The following is a 15,573-nucleotide window of genomic DNA, read 5'->3' on the forward strand; positions in this document are numbered from 1 at the left end:
TGTTAACAAAAAAAGACTCGAACCGTATCCGGTCCGAGTCGATGACGCCTTATTATTTCATCTTGAATACTTGAATGGTACGTTGCAGCTGTGTTGCCATCGTAAGCATTCGTTCTGTTTCCTGTACAACGGCTTGTACGGAAGAGATCTGCTCATTCATGGAAGCTGATACTTGCTCCGTGCCGGCGGCCGATTGCTGCGTGATAGCAGATATGTTTTGGATGGCTGCAGATATCTTCTGCGCGCTTTCCAGCATTGCATCGCTTTCTTGGGAGAACGCGTAGATTTGATTCGTAATGAACCCGATGCTTTCTTCGATTTCCTTGAATACATGCTCCGACTGGCGGATATGCTCGGTCTGAAGATGAACGACTTCTTCGTTGACCTTCATATTGTTAATGGCTTGCTGGATGCCTTCATCGATGCTCTTCACGAGATTGAACACTTGCTTCGTTGAAGTAGTCGATTCCTCAGCCAGCTTACGAACCTCCTGAGCGACAACGGCAAAACCTCTGCCATGCTCCCCTGCACGCGCCGCTTCGATGGACGCATTCAAGGATAACAGATTCGTCTGCTCCGCAATGTCGGAGATCGTCGTCGTGATTGCCGAGATGCCTTGCGCCTTACGGGCCAGATCCTCTATTGTCTCACCGACCTTCGCAGTAGCCTCTACGTTGCGCTGCATACCCTCCGCCTGAACTTCCAGGGCATTGCGGCCTTTCTCCACCAGCAGGATCGTCTGCTCGGAGCGATCGTTCATTTCTTTGGTAGATGTAGCGTATGCTGAAACTTTCTCTTCGATCTCGGTGATAGACGCGCTCATGTCGGTCACATCCTCGGAGATCTCGTTGGCGCCGGTTGCAAGCTCGTTCGCGGATGCGGCTACTTGCTCCATCGCGGTTTGAATTTGATTGTTCTTCTCGAAGATGCTGCGGCTTGTATCCGCGACATGCTTGATAATGCTGGATGTTTCTGTCAGGATGTCACGCAGCTTGTCCACCATGCTGTTGAAGGAATGGCCCAGCTCACCGGATCCGGAGCTTGCTGAGGTGTCGATCTTCTGGGTGAAGTCGCCCTTGGATATCCGATATGCCGCTCCGGATATTTCTTCGAATGATTGCGTAATGGATTTCTCAATAAAGGATACAATGGGAAGCGCGGCAATCGCCAGTACGGCAACCCCGATCAGGACCGGAAGAATCTTGCCTCCGAGGATCGCTGTCATCAGGATCGTGACAATGGCAAATAGTACTAGATTGAAATAAGTGGTGATCAACAGTTTACTGCGTACCGACCGAGAATAGTACCATTGAATCATTATGTAAGCGCTCCTTTATATAGAATACCCATATTATAACACCATGGACGAAAATGGTCTATAATTGTCGAACGCGTTTTCAGGGTCTTTAGTCTTAATTTAATAGGTCTGAAAGCGCAATCCTAAATTCGGAAATTACCAATAATTTTTTCGGTGAACATTCGTATGGGCGATGCTACCATTATAAGCAATTCGATGTTTAATTTAGAAGAATTTTGTCGGATTCACCATCGTTATGTCGAACTTAAAGAGGAGGATTAGGGAAATGGAAACAAGTTCAGTATCTTTGGCTCGTCAGGTAGACTTTGTATTTAGACAGCTTGAGGGAGAGCTAACGAACGCAGCGGCAGGTACGGTATTAATCCACATTCGCAATAACTCGGTAGGGAAGTTCGGCTTGCGGCATCACCCGATCGAGACGAGGAACGGCAAGATTGAGGATACGGAGAAGGGGCTGTCAAGCGCACAGGTACAAGCCTTCAGGAAAATGGCGATCGATGCGCTTAAGCTTAGACAGGATTGGACCCACGGAGAGATTTTGTATGACTTCACAGTTCGTCCAAGCACCAATTCTTGGTCGGCGAGCATTCTGTATGAATCGAATTACAATATGGCCACGTGGAGCAATCGTTATGTTCCGCAGAATCGGCCTCAGCATATGCTGCGCGAGTATTATTAGCGCAGACCAGAGGAGCAATGGCTGCGAAGTGGAGCCATTGTTTTTTTATGCCCCGATAAGGGGAGGAAATTGAGCATCAGCACCCGCAAGCCAGCACAGGCGTCCCAAAGCAATAGATCCATTGCATCGTATGCCAATCATCTCTTAGCAACCTTGCGATTGGGTCTAACTCCTTGTTATAGCTCATGCCGCTTCGAGCGGAGGCAGGACAGTATCAGCGCCGGTTATCGGTTGATCCGCCTTGTTCGGAACGTCTTCTCAGCCTGGCTTTTACGATAAATCCGGCTCCTACGCTGAATAGCGAGAGCAAGCTGAACAGCAGCACGAGCCAGCCGCTATGACTGATGGATATGGCGGTCGCGCTAAGGAACAGAATGGACAGAGTGGCGAAGAACAACGAAAGTGATTTTGACATATCGATTAACTCCTTATTGATAACCTTTTATTAAGGCTAAAATATTTTTTGTCTGATTAGGATAGTTTCCGAATTGATGCACATAATAACTTTGCAAGCTTGCAACACACACAACGTGCAGAGGACGAAAGGAGATATCCCTATGAGCAGCAGAAACAGAAGTAACCAACTCATTGTCCCACAAGCAAATCAAGCACTGCAGCAAATGAAACTTGAGGCAGCGCAAGAGCTGGGCGTACAAATTCCAGCTGACGGCTACTATGGCAACGTATCGACACGCGACGCTGGTTCGCTTGGTGGATACATCACGAAGAAGCTGGTTCAAATCGCTGAGCAACAACTGTCCGGCGGTATCCGCTAATCGCTTCTCATACACAACTGATGCATCAACCAGAAGTCCAAGGGAAACCTTGGGCTTCTTTAATTGGAAATCAAATAAAGAGGAGCCCCTTCCCATTGTGCAGGAAGGGGCTCCGCTCCGTCAATGTCAATACGTATCCATTCGCAGCCTTTTCATTAGCCGGTCATCGCTCAGCCAGCCGACGTAAGACCCAACGGTTTCATACTGCTTGTTCATCATGAGCACGCCAACGAAGGGATACTGCTTGCGGTGGCGATATCGTACATCGGCCCAGCGGACTTCATATCCCCAATTATGCTCCTTCACGTCCGCACAGGCGAAGTTGGTGAAGTATAGAAAGGAACGAATAGCAGGATCGTTTTTTGATTTTTCGACGGCAGGATGACTGGAGCACTTCGTTTTGTCCAGCCACTTAAGCTGCCCGTTACGCACGTTGCCGATGTGAAAAGTATCGTCCTCCGATTGCTTGACGATATTCCAGATGGAGAGTGAAATGGTCGGAATGGCGATATAGCTGTCGTTTTTGTGATAGCCGTGATCGAGCCGGGGCAGCTTCCGTACAAGTTGCAGCGCGTAGTAGGTGCGCCATACAAAATATACGACTAGAAGCAGGTACATGAGCGGGAACAGAACAGCGGGATTTACGAGACCTGCCGCCCACAGTAAAATGGCTATGAGATGTACGGTGAAGATAACGGGGTCGAAGATATGGATGATATTCCAGGATATCCATTTCTCATTGAACGGCCGCATGGCTTGCGTGCCATATGCATTGAACAAGTCGGTAAATACGTGAACGGCTACCGACAGCAGGACCCAGCTGCCTACATGAAGCCATGGCAGGCTTCCTCTGTAGATGAGCTGAAGCAAGCCAGTAATCGCGATCGTCCAGAGCAGCACGGCGGGAAGCGAATGCGACATTCCCCGATGATTGCGGATATAACAGGCATTGCCCTTCAGCCGCAGCAAATTGTCCAGATCCGGCGCTTGGGAGCCGGCTATCGTACCGACCAGCACTGCGGTATGCACGGCTGGGCTGCCCGCGACGACAGGATCGACCATCGCAAGACCGGCAAGTCCAATGCCCATGACAAGATGCGTTCCAGTATCCATTAGATGTGCCCCCCTGATTGAAGTGGATGTTAAGCGTAGTATCGGCGAAGCAGGGGAACTTTATCAATTGATTCGAGAGGAGACTCGCGCCAAATGTACATTTGTTTTGCAGAATATAAGATCAAGCAGGAAAACAGGGAATTCTATTTAATGGAAGTGGAGAAGCTGCGCATGCAAGAAGCAGAGCTTGTCCATGTATATGAAGGAACGGACCAGCCCTCTCTGTTCGTAGAGGTATGGGATTGCAAGGATGAGGCTCATGCCCTGCGCGTCAAGGAGGAACGTCTGAGCGAACGCTCTCCTTGGTTCGCGCTCTCAAGCTGGATAGAGGGGGGACCGGCCAAGCTGCATGTCTGGACGTTCAAGCCGGTTGCTTCCAGCATGAAATAGGGAGGATTAGCTTTATTCGTTGACTGGCGAGCTTTCTGTAATCGTGCCTCCATTAAACGGATATTCATATTTGATTGGCTCGTCAAAGGTTACATAATCCAGGTTAAGCATCAGCAGCAGGAAGCGCATGCCTGTATTTGGGTCGCTGATGATAATATGGTCGCGTCCGGCCGCTTCGATTCTGCCTTTGAATATTTTTGCATTCCATTCGCGGTTGTTCTCATACGTCATGTAGAAGGTGCCGATTTTGCCTCTGTTCAGTCGCAAAATGTTCTCGACGTATGATTCTTCATTACCGGATACCGATACAATGTTGCCGCCGCCCGGCGTGACGACAGAGCCGCTTGGGACCTGCGGCGGCATTGTGCTGGCAGCCGTATAATTGGAGACCGTAGCCTGCTGCGCATATGGCTGCGTATATGGCTGCGCATATGGTTGCGCATAACCGCCGCCGTATCCTGCACCGTATCCGTATGCGGCCCCATAACCCATATTTGGTCCTACATTGGCCATGCTGACTTGCTGCTTGTAACCATAATTCGACATACTGCTAATCCTCGCTTTCAATCGTTAAGAATGAAATAAATCTACAACACTAATAAACGGAAGGACAATCTGTTGACGTTGGTACATAGAAGCAATGAGCCTTGAAGCGGCCGCTATGCGATTGCTCCCACCATGTGCCCGGACAGGCGCCTGACGGACGAAAGAACCACAGCGCATTGGAAGCGGGATGCTGGCGCTCACCTCCGATTACCCGTTTGGCAAGGCGAACGTCGCTGTCCCTTGCCTTCTGGTAGAAGTAGCCCTTTGTACTGGCTTCAAAACCTCCTGGGCTTTGATAGACCATGTCGGGAATGGAACGTATGTTTTTGAAGTCAAGGCAATTGCCGCGGACGCGGTTGACACCGACGTTGCCAACCATCAGCATGCCGAGCTCACCTTCGCCCTCGGCTTCGGCCCGCATGAGTCTTGCGAGCATTTTCGTCTGTTCCGCGTTTGCTTTGATAACGGCCATAATGGAGCGGACTCACATCCCTTCAAAATCGTCGTAATCTGATAGGCGTTTGCCACATGGTTATTGTATGGATGGGCGGGTAGAATGGTTCCAGCTCAATTACAAATGATTTGTCACATTTTGAGTGTCGAATTCATGAACAAGAGGCATGAACGTTGTCACCGCTCTGTTTTTTCGGTATGATTAGATTCGATTCATCAATGAAAGATAGACGCGCCCGGCGCGTCTTGTCGCATAACTCGGGAGGCTAGCTTTGTGCTGAAGGACTTGATTGCTTTAACGAAACCGCGGCTCCTTCGATTGAATATGTTCGCTGCGCTTGGCGGTTTTTGGGTAGCTTCAAAGTGGGATATTGATATCGCGCTAATGATATGGATGCTGATTGGCTCCACCCTGACGATGGCTTCGGCTACCGTTGTGAACAATTATTGGGATCGTGAATTGGACCAGAAGATGGAACGCACAAAAAATCGTACGCTGCCAATGGGCAGAATGACGCCGTCTGCCGTCCTGGCTTACGGCCTTATTCTTGGGATCACGGGCATTGCGTTATTATTCTTGATGGTTAATCCGATTACGGGTTGGCTTGGACTGCTCGGATGGTTTGTTTATATTGTCATCTATACGATGTGGCTGAAGCGAACGTCGACATGGAGCACATCCATTGGCGGCATATCCGGCGCTATGCCTCCGGCTATCGGCTATTGTGCCGTTACCGGCGAGATCGATGCCGGCGCCTGGATTTTGTTCGCCCTGCTGTTCCTGTGGCAGCCGGCGCACTTCTGGTCGCTAGCAATCCGTCGCGTTGAAGAATACCGGGAAGCTGGTTTCCCGCTGTTGCCTGTCGTAAAAGGCGTCAAGCGGACTAAGCTGCAGATGATTCCTTATGTCCTGTTGCTTCTGCCGTCGGTTATTCTGCTGTACTGGTTTGGATACGCGGGCATTTATTTTCTTATTATTTCCGTCGTATTGAGCCTCGTATGGCTTGTTCATACGCTGCAAGGCATTAAGGCCAAAAATACGGACAAATGGGCAAAGGTTAACTTTTTAATATCGGTCAATTATTTGATGGTCGTCTTTATTGCCATGATCGCGAATACGACTTCGGTGTAATCTTAGCCAGATCGGGTGCATGAGGGCCAATGGGGAGAGGAATATCAGATGAGTTTTTTGCGCAAACACAGCTTTAAGATCGCCGTGCTGGCATTATGTGCGGCAATGGGCATTTATTTATTGTATATGTACGGTCCGAAGAAGGCGGAGCCGTTGCCATTGCTTCAGGCAGCACCTGCTTTCGAGATGAATGATATTGACGGCAAGCCGGTATCGCTGGAATCGACCAACGGCAAAGTTCGTATTGTGTACTTCTACTTCGCCAATTGCCCGGATGTGTGCCCGCCGACCACCTTTATGCTGGGCGAGGCGCAGGACATACTGAGGGAGCAAGGCACGCTGGGAGACAAGGTCGAGCTGATCTCGATTACGTTCGATCCGGAGCGGGATACGCCGGATGCGATCAGACAGTTCGCGGAACGCACGTCGGTTGATACCGATGGCTGGCACTTCCTCCGCGGTGAAGAGGAAGCTACGATTCAACTGGCCCGCGATTTTGAGGTTGGTGTCATCAAGGTAGAGAAAGAAAATACATTTGCTCACTTCAATGTCATTACGTTGGTCGATCAGAATGGCCAGATCCGGGAATGGATCAACGGCAATGATGAAGAGCTGACGCCGGAATATATTGTTCAGCAGATTAACAAGCTGCTCTAAAATTCATCTTTCATCCACCTGGAAGCGGGATCGGTCGCAGGATACACAATATGCGCATCGAGGCCCGCTTTTTCTAATTGCTGGATCAAGTATTCATCCGGCGTATGCTCGACGCCCGCATACCCCCGGCGTGTATAGATATGTTCTGCATCCGGGAACAAATCGCGGAGCATCCCGCGAATGCGCTTGCCCGACGAATCGTTATCGGTGAAGATGTAGACGGCAAGTTCGCCGATTTCTTTGCGAAGCTTCTCCAATTGATCAGTGCCCGGCGTACCGTACGTACAGTAAATGCCCACTTCTTCGTTCAAAATGCGTCTTAGCTTGCTCCTGTCGTTTTTTCCTTCCACTACGATGGCGTATTCCATGTTCAGGCCTCCTGTTCCACTATAGTGTACCATCGGGCGAGCCGGAATAAAAAGCAAACGGCCCGACATGCGGGCCGCTGCTTATATGCTATGGCTTACCAAAAACCAGCACACACAATGATGACGAGCAGGATAAACAATACGAGAATTGTGCCTACGTTCGTGTGGCCATGACCATAGCCGCAGCCTCTGTTATCTACGCCTCCCATGGAGTCACCCCTCTCCTTGATTCAACGTCAAGGACACCTGCTGTGCCGCTCTGCGATGCGGTAGTCGCTTGACACAATGTATCATATGAGCGGAGGAGACAAATGCCTTGTGCATTTACCCATACTCAGGAAAAATGGGTGTTTGGCGTCATCGTTCGAATTTTGTAGAAGGGCAGCAGAGTAAGACCGATCATCAGGCCGAGGAACGCGATGTAGTAAGGTGATACATGGTCGCGCAGCTGTCCAGCCAGCATCGGTCCGAGGAAAGCCCCTATCGAGAAGGCGATCGACAGGATAGAGAAGGTGCGGCCGTAGCGGGCTCCGCCGCTTAGCTCGATCAGGAGCGTAGACAATGCGGGCAATACGATACCCTTTGCCATCCCGATGCCGAGCAGCATGACCGGCAGCGGCAGCGGCATATCGGCGGCAATGCCAAAGTACATCAAGGCCAGGCATACCGAACCGAATAGTGTACGGTAGAAGGCTGGGAACCGGTTAAGGAACATCATGCTCAGAGTGATCAGGGCGCCTATGCTGATCACAGAGAATAGAAGGCCGGTCGTCATCATCGCTTCCTTGGTCTTTGCCATAAGAGGCAGCTCGAAGGAGAGAATGCCTTGTGCGCAGCTGATGCCGACTGGCAGCAGGAAGATAAGCCAGGGCAAGGATGGCGACGGCTCGGCTTGTTGCTTTTTCTGCAAAGCAGTAGGTGCCGGGGATTCCCCGTCCGCAGCGATTTTCGTATCGTCAAGCTTGCGGTTTATATCTTTGATGAAGAAGAGAGCGCATATGGCCGTTATGACAAGGACCCATCCCAGGACGGTAAAAGCAACGGCGAAGCCGATCTTGGCAACCAGATAAGCGCCGGCAGCAGGGGACACGACGGAAGCCAGCGTATGGACTAGCCCGTTGCCCGCCATGAGCTTGCCCTGTTCTGTCCGATCATCCGTAAGGCGCGCCAGCAGCGCGAGGCAGGCAGGCGACAGGAAAGCGAGCACGAAGCCGCTGATCGAACGAAGCAGCAGCAGCTGCCAAGGGTCCGTCACATTGGACTGGAAGAGAAGGATCACACCTGCGGCGAGCAGACTGAACACGATGAACAAGCGGCTGCCGTACCGGTCGACCCCGAATCCGGCAATCAGATTGCCCGGAAGATGGGTGATCGAATACATGCCCATCATCAATCCGATGAATGATGGCGCAGCCCCGATCGAGATCGCGAACGGCGTCAGAATTGGATATTGCGCGTGCAAATCAAAAAACGCAACGAACAAAAACAAGTAAAGCCAAACAGCGGTTTTCATTGGCATATATCTCCTTTGCTCGGTCCCTTCTATCTACTTGTACGTAGCGATGGGACAGGATATGTCTGCCTGTAATGGAAGAGAGCGTTTACGCTCCTTTGCCAGTAGGCTATAATATTTTGTAATCGGGTTTTGTACGAGATATAATGGAGGGGATCGTAATGAGTTTTTTGGATTTTACATCGTATGACACAGAGACTTGGACAACGTTTTTCAAAGACAACTGGCTGGTGCTCGTCATCGCGCTAGTTGTGTTGTTTTTGGTCATTCGAATTGTGAAAACAGTCGTTAAGTGGGCCATCGTTGCCGCACTTGTCATTGGACTTGTGCTGTACAGCGGATATACGCTGGACGATGTCAAGGATATCGGCTCTAAAGTGATGGACAATGTGAAGCAGGAAGCGCTCAATGTGATGGTCGGAGACGGGAAGGACGCGGATTACAGCCTGAACGATGACGGGACCTATACGGTCAAAACAAATAATGTAGAGTTGAAAGGCGAGGTCGGAGCGTCGGAAGTGAAGGTGTCCGTGCACGGTGCACCGTATATTACATTCCAGATCGAAGGTGTGATCCAGACGTTCATCGATCAAGCAAAGCAAAACGGTTAGCCTGCAGGTTTCTTACGCCTGCATGGATTGGGAGTGAATAACATGCAGGATGATCCGCAGAAGCGGGAAATTGACAACCGGCGGAATTTTACGTTCCGCTTGAACTTTTTTTTCTTTATTACATTTGCTTTATTCAGCTTGCTAATCGTCCGATTGGCGGTGCTGCAGTTCGTGGAGGGCCCTTCGCTTAGCGCAATCGGAGTGGATACGAGTACAAGGAAAAACCAGATTCCACCGATACGGGGCAATATCTATGATGCGAATGGTTATCCTATCGCCTTTTCGACATCAACGCAGTCATTGTACTATAGCATCCAGCCAAGCACGAGGTCGAAGAAATATGACGACGCTGCAAGAGAAACGGCAGAGAAGCTGGAGGAAGTCTTCCAGAAGTTCGGAGATCCGAAGCTGGAGATGTCGGTTGACGATATCATTCGTCAGATGGACCTGGACTTCCAGCGAAATTATTTGTATGTGCCTAGACGGATCAAGTCGGGATTGACGAAAGCGGAAGTCGCATACTTCATGGAGAATATGTCGGATTTCACAGGCATTGAGATTATGGAGGAGAGCGTCCGCAATTATGACCAAAGCTCCATTGCGGTGCAGCTCGTCGGGTATTTGAAGAAATATAAGGGTGTCCGCCTCGACAATGAGTTCTACAAGAACAAGATGAACGAGACCGACCCTACGTTGAAATATTTGGAGGAAGAAGAGGTAGGTCTGGACGGACTGGAGTTCATGTACCAGGATGTGCTTCGCGGGAAGAACGGCTTGAAAACTTATCCGATCAATAATCAGGAGCATATTATCGGGCCGATGCGCATTACAAACCCGGAGAAGGGCTCTGACCTTTATTTGACGATTAACAAGGACGTTCAGCTTCGAACCGAAGAAGCGATCATGACTCACCTGGAGAAGATCCGGACCTCAAGCAATAGGTACGAGCGCGCGGAATACGCTCAGACGGGCTTTGCGGTCGCCATGGAAGTGGATACAGGCAAAGTGGTTGCGATGGCCAGTATGCCGGATTATGATCCGAATATTTGGGCAGGCGGGCGTATTAGTCCAGAAGATTACGAAAACTTCGGCTACGTACTGTCGAACGGCACGATTCGTACCGTTTATGGTCCATACAAGACGACGGAAGAGCGGAATCGCCATCCATCCTCCATCGTGCCGCTTGGCTCAACCATGAAGCCGCTCACGGTGCTCCTGGGATTAAATGAAGGCCTGTTCACGACAGAGACCCGCTACAATGATACCGGCGCATTCTATTACGGCCGGGCGGGCACTCATCAAGTACGGATCGGAAACTCACAGGGCAAGGTGTACGGCTACATCGACGGGGCGAAAGCGATCGAAAAATCGTCCAACCCGTTTATGGCGGCGATGATCGGGAATGCGCTATATATGCGCGGACCCGTTAACGGCAAATCCAGTGTAGAGATTTGGGACGAATATATGAAGCAGTTTGGTCTCGGCGTCTCGACGGAGAGCGGTCTGCCTGGAGAGTCGGCCGGGGTTATCGAATACTTCGGCGAGGCTGAGCGCGCGAGTGAGCAATCGGCATTGGTTCAGGCATCCTTCGGCCAGCAGGGTCGTTATACAACGCTGCAGCTAGCCCAGTACGCCGCGACGCTGGCGAACCGTGGCGCAAGGGTGAAGCCTCAATTCGTGAACGAGATTCGCGATGCCGACGGAAATGTAATCCAAGGCTACACGCCTGAGATTCTGAACACGATCGACATTCCGGAGAAGTACTGGAAGGAAATCGAGACGGGAATGTCCAAGGTTGATGTGCAGGGCTTTGAAGGCTTCGAGCATAGTTTCAACCGGAAGACGGGTACATCCGAGCAAGAGGTATCGAAGCGCCGGGCGAATAACGCGGTGTTTATCGCTTATGCGCCAGCGGACAAGCCTAAGCTTGCCGTTGCGGTAGTAATTCCGGACGGTGGCTTCGGCGGCTACGGTGCTGCTCCGATCGCGAGACAGATCTTCGATGCATACGATGCGGAGATCGGCTTGACGGGCGTTCCGAACAAAGTGTTGAAAGCCAAGCTGTCGCTGCAAGACCAGAACGCAAATGGCGGCACAGCAGACGTTAATGCGCAGAACATGGAAGATAATGAGGTAACTCAGCAATAACTTTTGAACAAGCTGTCCGTGACGAATCCGTCACGGACAGCTTTTTTTTGTTGAGCGGGAATAGTCAGATCATCCAAAAAATAAATGTTGCATAAAAGAAACATTTTTGTGTATTATTAAAAAAGAGGCGTAAGGCTAAATGAAATGGACAGAGGCAAATCCAATTTTGTTCCTATCGTGATTGGCTCATGGGGAGGCATACTTATGAAAATGCGTAAATTCAGTAGTTCAGGTATAGAGCGTTTAATGATTACGCTGGCGTTTTTAGCCGTTTCGATTCTGGTACTGTCGGCATGCGGCAGCGAATCAGGCGGTCCGAATGACAGCGGCAAGCTGCGCATAACAGCTACGACCGGAATGATTGCGGATGCGGCCAAGCAGGTCGGCGGCGATTATGTGGAAGTAACGGGATTAATGGGGCCGGGCATCGACCCCCATCTATATAAGGCATCTCAAGGCGATGTCCGTAAGCTCGATCACGCGGATATTATTTTCTACAACGGACTCCATCTGGAAGGCAAGATGGGAGAGATTTTCGAGAAGCTGGAGAAGAGCAAGCCGGTTGTAGCGGTTGCCTCCAAGCTGATAGAATCCCAGTTGCTGAGTGATCCGGCTGCAACGGGAGAGGCCGTGCACGATCCGCATATCTGGTTCGATGTGAAGCTCTGGATGTCCGCCGTGGAAGTGATCAGAGACTCGCTTGTCGAGAAGGACCCGTCGCATGCCGAGCAATATGCGGCGAATGCCAGCGCTTATCTCGCGGAGATGGAGAAGCTCGACGCGTACGCTCGCGAGCAGATTGCCTCCATACCGGAGAAGAGCCGCATTCTGGTAACGGCGCATGATGCATTCGGATATTTCGGCAAGGCATACGGGCTGCAGGTCACAGGCCTGCAAGGCATGAATACGATGTCGGAATACGGCTCCAAGGACGTCAGCGAGCTGCGGGATTTCTTGGTGGATAACGGCATCAAAGCGGTGTTCATCGAATCGAGCGTATCCTCGAAGTCGATCGAATCCGTCATAGAAGGAGCCAAGAAACTGGGTCATGAGGTTCGGATCGGCGGGGAATTGTTCTCCGACGCGATGGGCGATGAGGGAACGCCAGAGGGCACCTATCTGGGCATGGTGAAACATAATGTCGAAACGATTGTTGAATCGTTGAAATAACGTTCGGTTGATAGAGAAAGGGAGTGGCCTTAATGAGTCAGACTGCGGAATCGGTATTCACGTCAAGCGAGGCTGCGGCGCCGTTGTCGGTAAGCGGGCTTAGCGTAGCGTACCAGAAAAAACCTGTGCTTCGGAACGTTTCCTTTCAAGTACAGGAAGGCGAGCTAATCGGCATCATCGGGCCGAATGGAGCAGGGAAATCAACCATGATAAAGGCGGCGCTGGGACTGATTCCGTCCATTAGCGGAGAAGTGCTTGTCTACGGCAAGCCATACAAGGAGCAGCGCAAGCTGATCGGATACGTGCCTCAACGGGAATCCGTCGATTGGGATTTTCCGACGAACGCACTCGACGTAGTGCTAATGGGAACGTACGGCAGGCTCGGCTGGTTCGGCCGGCCGAAAGCGAAGGACAAGGCGCTTGCGCTGGAGTGTCTGGAGAAGGTCGGCATGGCGGAATTCGCCGACCGGCAGATTAGCCAATTGTCCGGGGGACAGCAGCAGCGCGTATTTCTGGCAAGAGCGCTGGCGCAGAACGCCAAGCTGTATTTCATGGATGAGCCCTTCGCCGGCGTAGACGCTGCAACGGAGAAAGCGATCATCACGCTGCTGCAGGAGCTTAAGAAGCAAGGGAAGACGGTTATCGTCGTTCATCACGATCTGGCGACCGTCGAGCAATACTTCGACTCCGTGCTGCTGCTTAATGTAGAGCTGCAGGCGTTCGGACCGACATCCGAGACATTCACCCAGGAGAAGCTTCAGCTTACCTATGGGGGGAGATTGGCATTTCTCGATCAGAGCCGAGGTGATCGGACATGAAAAACATTATGTCGATGCTGGCCGATCCCAATATGCAGTGGATTTTCTTCGGCTGTATGCTGCTGGGGCTCAGCAGCGGGGTAATCGGAAGCTTCTCGTACCTTCGGAAGCAAAGCCTTGTTGGAGATACGCTGGCGCATGCGGCGCTGCCGGGCATATGCATCGCATTCATGCTGACTGGCGTCAAGTCCATCGGCGTGTTTCTGATTGGAGCCGGAATCGCTGGCGTCATCGCTACCTTCGGTATTGGCTACATTACTCGCCACTCCAGATTGAAGCAAGATGCGGCGCTTGGCATCGTGCTGTCGACTTTTTTCGGATTAGGCATCGTTCTTCTTACTTTTATTCAGCACGGCGCTTACGGCAATCAAGCAGGGCTTGATAAATTTCTATTCGGGCAAGCGGCTGCGATGGTAGGGTCCGACGTTGTGACGATGTCGATCATATCGGTAGCGCTTGTGTCGATCTGTACTTTATTGTTCAAGCAGTTCAAGCTCATTTCCTTTGATGCGGGTTTTGCCAAAGGAATCGGTTATCCGGTAGCATTCCTGGAGCAGCTGCTTATGCTGCTGATTGTTGTGGCCGTAGTTGTTGGGATACAGGCGGTCGGTGTCGTGTTGATTGCTGCTCTATTGATTACACCGGCAGTATCGGCTAGATATTGGACGAATCGGCTGGGCGTTATGGTTGCTTTATCGGGGATGTTCGGTGCGCTTAGCGGCGCGCTGGGCACATGGATCAGCTCCTCGGTATCCAATCTGCCGACAGGTCCCGTTACGGTGCTTGCTGCGACCGCATTTTTCTTGCTATCGATTTTGTTCGGACCTCAGCGCGGCTTGATCGCCAAGCGGGTGCTTCGCCTTCGCGTAAAGAAACGCTATAGCATGGAGGGAGAGCTGCGGGCTGAACGCATGAAAGGAGAGACGGCTGTATGAGTGACTTTTGGATATTGTTAACCGGATCGCTTGTTGCGGCATGCTGCGGCATTGTAGGGGTATTTCTCGTGCTTCGCAAGATGGCCATGATCGGAGACGCCATCAGTCATTCTGTCATGCCGGGCATAGTCATTGCCTTTCTCATAAGCGGTTCCCGGGATTCGCTGCTGATGATGTTCGCCGCACTCGTATTCGGCGTGCTGACCACCTTCTTGATCGGCATGTTCCAGCGAAGCGGCATTCAATCGGATGCTTCGATCGGCGTTGTATTTACAGCCTTGTTCGCCATCGGGGTTATCTTGGTCAGCTTGTTCGCGCGGCAGGTGCATCTGGATCAGGATGCGATTCTATACGGAGAAATTGCGTTCGTCCATTGGAATGTGTGGGAGATCGGCGGAGTCAGCATGGGACCGAAAGCGGTATGGCTGCTTGGCATTACGCTTGCTGTCATCATTGCGGTCATTGGCGCCTTCTATAAGCAGTTCAAGCTATGCTCCTTCGACCCGGCGCTGGCAGCGGCGATCGGCATTCCAGTTGCATTCTTCCACTATCTGCTTATGGGACTGGTGTCCATGGCGACGGTCAGCTCCTTCGAGAGCGTAGGCGCGATTCTCGTCGTAGGACTGCTTATTATTCCGGCATCGACCGCTTATCTGCTGACAGACCGGCTCAGCATCATGATTCTGATCAGTGTAGCCGTCGGCGTAGCCAGCACGTTCCTGGGGTACGGAGTATCGGTGCTGCTGGACGCTTCGATTGCGGGCTGCATGGTGTGTGCGGCAGGCTTGCTCTTCGTGCTCGCCTTCCTGTTCTCTCCGTCTCACGGATTAGTTGTTCGGAAGCTGAGACAGCGCTCGCTGGCTTCATCGGTGAACGCCTAACCATTGTATGGATGCGAAGAGACCGTCCTCCGGACTTGCCGGGCAGGACGGTCTCTTTTTCGTTT

The 15,573-nt window shown here is 51.4% G+C and carries 18 protein-coding genes; 11 read left to right on the plus strand and 7 right to left on the minus strand.

Annotated elements, in window-relative coordinates; all coding sequences use genetic code 11:
• Positions 1–52: 52 nt before the first annotated feature.
• Positions 53–1,315, minus strand: a complete 1,263-nt coding sequence (locus tag D3P07_RS13140; RefSeq protein WP_182914313.1) for a methyl-accepting chemotaxis protein — start codon at positions 1,313–1,315, stop codon at positions 53–55.
• A 268-nt stretch (positions 1,316–1,583) separates the two neighbouring features.
• Here D3P07_RS13140 and D3P07_RS13145 point away from each other — a divergent pair, with 268 nt between their 5' ends.
• Positions 1,584–1,997 carry an O-methyltransferase gene (locus D3P07_RS13145; protein ID WP_119800653.1) on the plus strand — a complete coding sequence of 138 codons (414 nt, stop codon included), beginning with the start codon at positions 1,584–1,586 and terminating at the stop codon, positions 1,995–1,997.
• A 214-nt stretch (positions 1,998–2,211) separates the two neighbouring features.
• Here the strand turns inward: D3P07_RS13145 and D3P07_RS13150 are convergent, their stop codons facing one another.
• Positions 2,212–2,412 (minus strand): DUF5325 family protein, encoded by a 201-nt coding sequence (locus tag D3P07_RS13150; RefSeq protein WP_119800654.1) that lies wholly within the window; start codon positions 2,410–2,412, stop codon positions 2,212–2,214.
• Positions 2,413–2,554: 142 nt separating this feature from the next.
• On the opposite strand from D3P07_RS13150, the gene D3P07_RS13155 reads away from it, so the two are divergent.
• Positions 2,555–2,773, plus strand: a complete 219-nt coding sequence (locus tag D3P07_RS13155; protein WP_119800655.1) for an alpha/beta-type small acid-soluble spore protein — start codon at positions 2,555–2,557, stop codon at positions 2,771–2,773.
• Positions 2,774–2,899: 126 nt separating this feature from the next.
• Here D3P07_RS13155 and D3P07_RS13160 read toward each other — a convergent pair whose 3' ends face one another.
• Positions 2,900–3,886, minus strand: a complete 987-nt coding sequence (locus D3P07_RS13160) for a metal-dependent hydrolase (protein WP_119800656.1) — start codon at positions 3,884–3,886, stop codon at positions 2,900–2,902.
• Positions 3,887–3,979: 93 nt separating this feature from the next.
• Here D3P07_RS13160 and D3P07_RS13165 point away from each other — a divergent pair, with 93 nt between their 5' ends.
• Positions 3,980–4,276 (plus strand): hypothetical protein, encoded by a 297-nt coding sequence (locus D3P07_RS13165; RefSeq protein WP_119800657.1) that lies wholly within the window; start codon positions 3,980–3,982, stop codon positions 4,274–4,276.
• 12 nt (positions 4,277–4,288) lie between these two features.
• Here D3P07_RS13165 and gerQ read toward each other — a convergent pair whose 3' ends face one another.
• Together gerQ and D3P07_RS13175 are read right to left on the minus strand one after the other, a co-directional pair.
• The gene (gene gerQ, locus D3P07_RS13170; RefSeq protein ID WP_119800658.1) at positions 4,289–4,822 is read right to left on the minus strand and encodes a spore coat protein GerQ; all 534 of its coding nucleotides are present in this window, start codon (positions 4,820–4,822) and stop codon (positions 4,289–4,291) included.
• 49 nt (positions 4,823–4,871) lie between these two features.
• The gene (locus D3P07_RS13175; protein WP_119800659.1) at positions 4,872–5,294 is read right to left on the minus strand and encodes a cell wall hydrolase; all 423 of its coding nucleotides are present in this window, start codon (positions 5,292–5,294) and stop codon (positions 4,872–4,874) included.
• A gap of 234 nt (positions 5,295–5,528) precedes the next feature.
• On the opposite strand from D3P07_RS13175, the gene cyoE reads away from it, so the two are divergent.
• Both cyoE and D3P07_RS13185 read left to right on the plus strand, forming a co-directional pair.
• Positions 5,529–6,407 carry a heme o synthase gene (gene cyoE / locus D3P07_RS13180; RefSeq protein ID WP_259391496.1) on the plus strand — a complete coding sequence of 293 codons (879 nt, stop codon included), beginning with the start codon at positions 5,529–5,531 and terminating at the stop codon, positions 6,405–6,407.
• A gap of 48 nt (positions 6,408–6,455) precedes the next feature.
• Complete coding sequence (locus D3P07_RS13185) at positions 6,456–7,064, plus strand: SCO family protein (RefSeq protein ID WP_119800661.1); 609 nt, start codon at positions 6,456–6,458, stop codon at positions 7,062–7,064.
• Here the strand turns inward: D3P07_RS13185 and D3P07_RS13190 are convergent.
• Together D3P07_RS13190 and D3P07_RS13195 are read right to left on the minus strand one after the other, a co-directional pair.
• The gene (locus D3P07_RS13190) at positions 7,061–7,432 is read right to left on the minus strand and encodes a toprim domain-containing protein (protein WP_119800662.1); all 372 of its coding nucleotides are present in this window, start codon (positions 7,430–7,432) and stop codon (positions 7,061–7,063) included. The genes D3P07_RS13185 and D3P07_RS13190 overlap by 4 nt on opposite strands.
• Positions 7,433–7,766: 334 nt before the next feature.
• Entirely contained in the window at positions 7,767–8,945 is a 1,179-nt protein-coding gene (locus D3P07_RS13195) for an MFS transporter (protein ID WP_119800663.1), read from the minus strand.
• Positions 8,946–9,106: 161 nt separating this feature from the next.
• On the opposite strand from D3P07_RS13195, the gene D3P07_RS13200 reads away from it, so the two are divergent.
• The 6 genes from D3P07_RS13200 (at position 9,107) to D3P07_RS13225 (ending at position 15,508) form a co-directional block, all read left to right on the plus strand.
• Positions 9,107–9,556 (plus strand): hypothetical protein, encoded by a 450-nt coding sequence (locus D3P07_RS13200; protein ID WP_259391480.1) that lies wholly within the window; start codon positions 9,107–9,109, stop codon positions 9,554–9,556.
• A 42-nt stretch (positions 9,557–9,598) separates the two neighbouring features.
• Positions 9,599–11,704 carry a peptidoglycan D,D-transpeptidase FtsI family protein gene (locus tag D3P07_RS13205; RefSeq protein WP_119800664.1) on the plus strand — a complete coding sequence of 702 codons (2,106 nt, stop codon included), beginning with the start codon at positions 9,599–9,601 and terminating at the stop codon, positions 11,702–11,704.
• Between the two features lie 210 nt (positions 11,705–11,914).
• A complete protein-coding gene (locus D3P07_RS13210) occupies positions 11,915–12,874 on the plus strand; it encodes a metal ABC transporter solute-binding protein, Zn/Mn family (RefSeq protein WP_397334584.1) in 960 nt (319 codons plus the stop codon).
• 32 nt (positions 12,875–12,906) lie between these two features.
• On the plus strand, positions 12,907–13,692 hold the full coding sequence (locus tag D3P07_RS13215; protein WP_119800665.1) for a metal ABC transporter ATP-binding protein: 786 nt from the start codon (positions 12,907–12,909) through the stop codon (positions 13,690–13,692).
• The gene (locus tag D3P07_RS13220) at positions 13,689–14,627 is read left to right on the plus strand and encodes a metal ABC transporter permease (protein ID WP_119800666.1); all 939 of its coding nucleotides are present in this window, start codon (positions 13,689–13,691) and stop codon (positions 14,625–14,627) included. Before D3P07_RS13215 ends, D3P07_RS13220 begins: the two co-directional genes overlap by 4 nt.
• Complete coding sequence (locus tag D3P07_RS13225; protein WP_119800667.1) at positions 14,624–15,508, plus strand: metal ABC transporter permease; 885 nt, start codon at positions 14,624–14,626, stop codon at positions 15,506–15,508. Before D3P07_RS13220 ends, D3P07_RS13225 begins: the two co-directional genes overlap by 4 nt.
• Positions 15,509–15,573: the final 65 nt, after the last annotated feature.

Source organism: Paenibacillus sp. 1011MAR3C5 (genome assembly GCF_003591485.1).
In the GTDB taxonomy this organism is placed as follows: Bacteria; Bacillota; Bacilli; order Paenibacillales; family Paenibacillaceae; genus Pristimantibacillus.

Bases quoted from the DNA above. Each gene is read 5' to 3' on its own strand.
- D3P07_RS13145 (WP_119800653.1), top strand. From the start codon at position 1,584: ATGGAAACAAGTTCAGTATCTTTGGCTCGTCAGGTAGACTTTGTATTT.
- D3P07_RS13150 (WP_119800654.1), bottom strand. From the start codon at position 2,412: ATGTCAAAATCACTTTCGTTGTTCTTCGCCACTCTGTCCATTCTGTTC.
- D3P07_RS13155 (WP_119800655.1), top strand. From the start codon at position 2,555: ATGAGCAGCAGAAACAGAAGTAACCAACTCATTGTCCCACAAGCAAAT.
- D3P07_RS13160 (WP_119800656.1), bottom strand. From the start codon at position 3,886: ATGGATACTGGAACGCATCTTGTCATGGGCATTGGACTTGCCGGTCTT.
- D3P07_RS13165 (WP_119800657.1), top strand. From the start codon at position 3,980: ATGTACATTTGTTTTGCAGAATATAAGATCAAGCAGGAAAACAGGGAA.
- gerQ (WP_119800658.1), bottom strand. From the start codon at position 4,822: ATGTCGAATTATGGTTACAAGCAGCAAGTCAGCATGGCCAATGTAGGA.
- D3P07_RS13175 (WP_119800659.1), bottom strand. From the start codon at position 5,294: ATGGCCGTTATCAAAGCAAACGCGGAACAGACGAAAATGCTCGCAAGA.
- D3P07_RS13185 (WP_119800661.1), top strand. From the start codon at position 6,456: ATGAGTTTTTTGCGCAAACACAGCTTTAAGATCGCCGTGCTGGCATTA.
- D3P07_RS13190 (WP_119800662.1), bottom strand. From the start codon at position 7,432: ATGGAATACGCCATCGTAGTGGAAGGAAAAAACGACAGGAGCAAGCTA.
- D3P07_RS13195 (WP_119800663.1), bottom strand. From the start codon at position 8,945: ATGAAAACCGCTGTTTGGCTTTACTTGTTTTTGTTCGTTGCGTTTTTT.
- D3P07_RS13200 (WP_259391480.1), top strand. From the start codon at position 9,107: ATGAGTTTTTTGGATTTTACATCGTATGACACAGAGACTTGGACAACG.
- D3P07_RS13205 (WP_119800664.1), top strand. From the start codon at position 9,599: ATGCAGGATGATCCGCAGAAGCGGGAAATTGACAACCGGCGGAATTTT.
- D3P07_RS13210 (WP_397334584.1), top strand. From the start codon at position 11,915: ATGCGTAAATTCAGTAGTTCAGGTATAGAGCGTTTAATGATTACGCTG.
- D3P07_RS13215 (WP_119800665.1), top strand. From the start codon at position 12,907: ATGAGTCAGACTGCGGAATCGGTATTCACGTCAAGCGAGGCTGCGGCG.
- D3P07_RS13220 (WP_119800666.1), top strand. From the start codon at position 13,689: ATGAAAAACATTATGTCGATGCTGGCCGATCCCAATATGCAGTGGATT.
- D3P07_RS13225 (WP_119800667.1), top strand. From the start codon at position 14,624: ATGAGTGACTTTTGGATATTGTTAACCGGATCGCTTGTTGCGGCATGC.